Source organism: Streptococcus mitis (assembly GCF_003942795.1).
Classification (GTDB): domain Bacteria; phylum Bacillota; class Bacilli; order Lactobacillales; family Streptococcaceae; genus Streptococcus; species Streptococcus mitis_BJ.
This window is the reverse complement of the sequence record NZ_RJNY01000037.1, coordinates 1-4935: the sequence shown is the minus strand read 5'-3', so window position 1 is coordinate 4935 and position 4935 is coordinate 1. Positions and strand designations below refer to the sequence as shown.

Here is a 4935-nt window from a genome sequence, read left to right as displayed (position 1 = left end):
AGCTAAGCGACTTCCATATCTCACAGGGGGCAACCCCCAACTACTTCCGGCGTTCTAGGGCTTAACTACTGTGTTCGGCATGGGTACAGGTGTATCTCCTAGGCTATCGTCACTTAACTCTGAGTAATACCTACTCAAAATTGAATATCTATCAAATAATTAGAAAACCTCACGCTTCGTATTCTCAGTTACTTTGGATAAGTCCTCGAGCTATTAGTATTAGTCCGCTACATGTGTCGCCACACTTCCACTTCTAACCTATCTACCTGATCATCTCTCAGGGCTCTTACTGATATAAAATCATGGGAAATCTCATCTTGAGGTGGGTTTCACACTTAGATGCTTTCAGCGTTTATCCCTTCCCTACATAGCTACCCAGCGATGCCTTTGGCAAGACAACTGGTACACCAGCGGTAAGTCCACTCTGGTCCTCTCGTACTAGGAGCAGATCCTCTCAAATTTCCTACGCCCGCGACGGATAGGGACCGAACTGTCTCACGACGTTCTGAACCCAGCTCGCGTGCCGCTTTAATGGGCGAACAGCCCAACCCTTGGGACCGACTACAGCCCCAGGATGCGACGAGCCGACATCGAGGTGCCAAACCTCCCCGTCGATGTGAACTCTTGGGGGAGATAAGCCTGTTATCCCCAGGGTAGCTTTTATCCGTTGAGCGATGGCCCTTCCATACGGAACCACCGGATCACTAAGCCCGACTTTCGTCCCTGCTCGAGTTGTTGCTCTCGCAGTCAAGCTCCCTTATACCTTTACACTCTGCGAATGATTTCCAACCATTCTGAGGGAACCTTTGGGCGCCTCCGTTACCTTTTAGGAGGCGACCGCCCCAGTCAAACTGCCCGTCAGACACTGTCTCCGATAGGGATAACCTATCCGGGTTAGAGTGGCCATAACACAAGGGTAGTATCCCAACAACGTCTCCTTCGAAACTGGCGTCCCGATCTCTTAGACTCCTACCTATCCTGTACATGTGGTACAGACACTCAATATCAAACTGCAGTAAAGCTCCATGGGGTCTTTCCGTCCTGTCGCGGGTAACCTGCATCTTCACAGGTACTAAAATTTCACCGAGTCTCTCGTTGAGACAGTGCCCAAATCATTACGCCTTTCGTGCGGGTCGGAACTTACCCGACAAGGAATTTCGCTACCTTAGGACCGTTATAGTTACGGCCGCCGTTTACTGGGGCTTCAATTCATACCTTCGAGTTACCTCTAAGCACTCCTCTTAACCTTCCAGCACCGGGCAGGCGTCACCCCCTATACATCATCTTACGATTTAGCAGAGAGCTGTGTTTTTGATAAACAGTTGCTTGGGCCTATTCACTGCGGCTGACGTAAAGTCAGCACCCCTTCTCCCGAAGTTACGGGGTCATTTTGCCGAGTTCCTTAACGAGAGTTCTCTCGCTCACCTGAGGCTACTCGCCTCGACTACCTGTGTCGGTTTGCGGTACGGGTAGAGTATGTTTAACGCTAGAAGCTTTTCTTGGCAGTGTGACGTCACTAACTTCGCTACTAAACTTCGCTCCCCATCACAGCTCAATGTTATAGAATTAAGCATTTGACTCAATTCACACCTCACTGCTTAGACAGACACTTCCATTCGTCTGCTTTAGTTAGCCTACTGCGTCCCTCCATCACTACATACTCTAGTACAGGAATATCAACCTGTTGTCCATCGGATACACCTTTCGGTCTCTCCTTAGGTCCCGACTAACCCAGGGCGGACGAGCCTTCCCCTGGAAACCTTAGTCTTACGGTGGACAGGATTCTCACCTGTCTTTCGCTACTCATACCGGCATTCTCACTTCTATGCGTTCCAGCGCTCCTCACGGTACACCTTCTCCACACATAGAACGCTCTCCTACCATACCTATAAAGGTATCCACAGCTTCGGTAAATTGTTTTAGCCCCGGTACATTTTCGGCGCAGGGTCACTCGACTAGTGAGCTATTACGCACTCTTTGAATGAATAGCTGCTTCTAAGCTAACATCCTAGTTGTCTGTGCAACCCCACATCCTTTTCCACTTAACAATTATTTTGGGACCTTAGCTGGTGGTCTGGGCTGTTTCCCTTTCGACTACGGATCTTAGCACTCGCAGTCTGACTGCCGACCATAATTCTTTGGCATTCGGAGTTTATCTGAGATTGGTAATCCGGGATGGACCCCTCACCCAAACAGTGCTCTACCTCCAAGAATCTTTATGTCGACGCTAGCCCTAAAGCTATTTCGGAGAGAACCAGCTATCTCCAAGTTCGTTTGGAATTTCTCCGCTACCCACAAGTCATCCAAGCACTTTTCAACGTGCCCTGGTTCGGTCCTCCAGTGCGTCTTACCGCACCTTCAACCTGCTCATGGGTAGGTCACATGGTTTCGGGTCTACGACATAATACTAAAGCGCCCTATTCAGACTCGGTTTCCCTACGGCTCCGTCTCTTCAACTTAACCTCGCATCATATCGTAACTCGCCGGTTCATTCTACAAAAGGCACGCTCTCACCCATTAACGGGCTCGAACTTGTTGTAGGCACACGGTTTCAGGTTCTATTTCACTCCCCTCCCGGGGTGCTTTTCACCTTTCCCTCACGGTACTGGTTCACTATCGGTCACTAGGGAGTATTTAGGGTTGGGAGATGGTCCTCCCAGATTCCGACGGGATTTCTCGTGTCCCGCCGTACTCAGGATTCTGCTAGGTACAAAGACTATTTTAAATACGAGGCTCTTACTCTCTTTGGCTGATCTTCCCAAATCATTCTTCTATAATCTTTGAGTCCACATTGCAGTCCTACAACCCCGAAGAGTAAACTCTTCGGTTTGCCCTTCTGCCGTTTCGCTCGCCGCTACTAAGGCAATCGCTTTTGCTTTCTCTTCCTGCAGCTACTTAGATGTTTCAGTTCACTGCGTCTTCCTCCTCATATCCTTAACAGATATGGGTAACAGGTAGTACCTGTTGGGTTCCCCCATTCGGAAATCCCTGGATCATCGCTTACTTACAGCTACCCAAGGCATATCGTCGTTTGTCACGTCCTTCTTCGGCTCCTAGTGCCAAGGCATCCACCGTGCGCCCTTATTAACTTAACCTTATTTTCTGACCTTTCAGTCATAAACTCTTTTAATACTACAGCGTTTCGGTTTATTTTCTTGTTACTATTTGATATAGATATTCAATTTTCAATGTGCATTACTTGGTGATCTCTCACCAATGGAGCCTAGCGGGATCGAACCGCTGACCTCCTGCGTGCAAAGCAGGCGCTCTCCCAGCTGAGCTAAGGCCCCACAAGACCTCTCAAGACTAAACAAGACCAATGTGCAGTTCCTTATCCTTAGAAAGGAGGTGATCCAGCCGCACCTTCCGATACGGCTACCTTGTTACGACTTCACCCCAATCATCTATCCCACCTTAGGCGGCTGGCTCCTTACGGTTACCTCACCGACTTCGGGTGTTACAAACTCTCGTGGTGTGACGGGCGGTGTGTACAAGGCCCGGGAACGTATTCACCGCGGCGTGCTGATCCGCGATTACTAGCGATTCCGACTTCATGTAGGCGAGTTGCAGCCTACAATCCGAACTGAGACTGGCTTTAAGAGATTAGCTTGCCGTCACCGGCTTGCGACTCGTTGTACCAGCCATTGTAGCACGTGTGTAGCCCAGGTCATAAGGGGCATGATGATTTGACGTCATCCCCACCTTCCTCCGGTTTATTACCGGCAGTCTCGCTAGAGTGCCCAACTAAATGATGGCAACTAACAATAGGGGTTGCGCTCGTTGCGGGACTTAACCCAACATCTCACGACACGAGCTGACGACAACCATGCACCACCTGTCACCTCTGTCCCGAAGGAAAACTCTATCTCTAGAGCGATCAGAGGGATGTCAAGACCTGGTAAGGTTCTTCGCGTTGCTTCGAATTAAACCACATGCTCCACCGCTTGTGCGGGCCCCCGTCAATTCCTTTGAGTTTCAACCTTGCGGTCGTACTCCCCAGGCGGAGTGCTTAATGCGTTAGCTGCGGCACTAAACCCCGGAAAGGGCCTAACACCTAGCACTCATCGTTTACGGCGTGGACTACCAGGGTATCTAATCCTGTTTGCTCCCCACGCTTTCGAGCCTCAGCGTCAGTTACAAGCCAGAGAGCCGCTTTCGCCACCGGTGTTCCTCCATATATCTACGCATTTCACCGCTACACATGGAATTCCACTCTCCCCTCTTGCACTCAAGTTAAACAGTTTCCAAAGCGTACTATGGTTAAGCCACAGCCTTTAACTTCAGACTTATCTAACCGCCTGCGCTCGCTTTACGCCCAATAAATCCGGACAACGCTCGGGACCTACGTATTACCGCGGCTGCTGGCACGTAGTTAGCCGTCCCTTTCTGGTAAGATACCGTCACAGTGTGAACTTTCCACTCTCACACTCGTTCTTCTCTTACAACAGAGCTTTACGATCCGAAAACCTTCTTCACTCACGCGGCGTTGCTCGGTCAGACTTCCGTCCATTGCCGAAGATTCCCTACTGCTGCCTCCCGTAGGAGTCTGGGCCGTGTCTCAGTCCCAGTGTGGCCGATCACCCTCTCAGGTCGGCTATGTATCGTCGCCTTGGTGAGCCGTTACCTCACCAACTAGCTAATACAACGCAGGTCCATCTGGTAGTGATGCAATTGCACCTTTTAAGCAAATGTCATGCAACATCTACTATTATGCGGTATTAGCTATCGTTTCCAATAGTTATCCCCCGCTACCAGGCAGGTTACCTACGCGTTACTCACCCGTTCGCAACTCATCCAGAAGAGCAAGCTCCTCCTTCAGCGTTCTACTTGCATGTATTAGGCACGCCGCCAGCGTTCGTCCTGAGCCAGGATCAAACTCTCATTAAAAGTTTGAGTTCTCACTCATTTCTGTCACTGACAGATTTATTGTTTTTT

General features: G+C 49.9%; 1 tRNA gene and 3 rRNA genes. All 4 read right to left on the bottom strand.

Going from position 1 to position 4935, the window contains the following annotated elements:
* Position 1: 1 nt before the first annotated feature.
* The 4 genes from rrf to D8847_RS10170 all read right to left on the bottom strand — a co-directional run bounded on the left by rrf (position 2) and on the right by D8847_RS10170 (position 4887).
* Positions 2-117: ribosomal RNA gene (gene rrf / locus D8847_RS10185) — 5S ribosomal RNA — on the bottom strand.
* A gap of 76 nt (positions 118-193) precedes the next feature.
* Positions 194-3095 (bottom strand): 23S ribosomal RNA (locus D8847_RS10180).
* Between the two features lie 122 nt (positions 3096-3217).
* Positions 3218-3290: transfer RNA gene (locus D8847_RS10175), tRNA-Ala, on the bottom strand.
* 51 nt (positions 3291-3341) lie between these two features.
* Positions 3342-4887 (bottom strand): 16S ribosomal RNA (locus D8847_RS10170).
* The 16S, 23S and 5S rRNA genes sit together here with 1 tRNA gene alongside, the layout of an rRNA operon.
* Between the last annotated feature and the right edge of the window lie 48 nt (positions 4888-4935).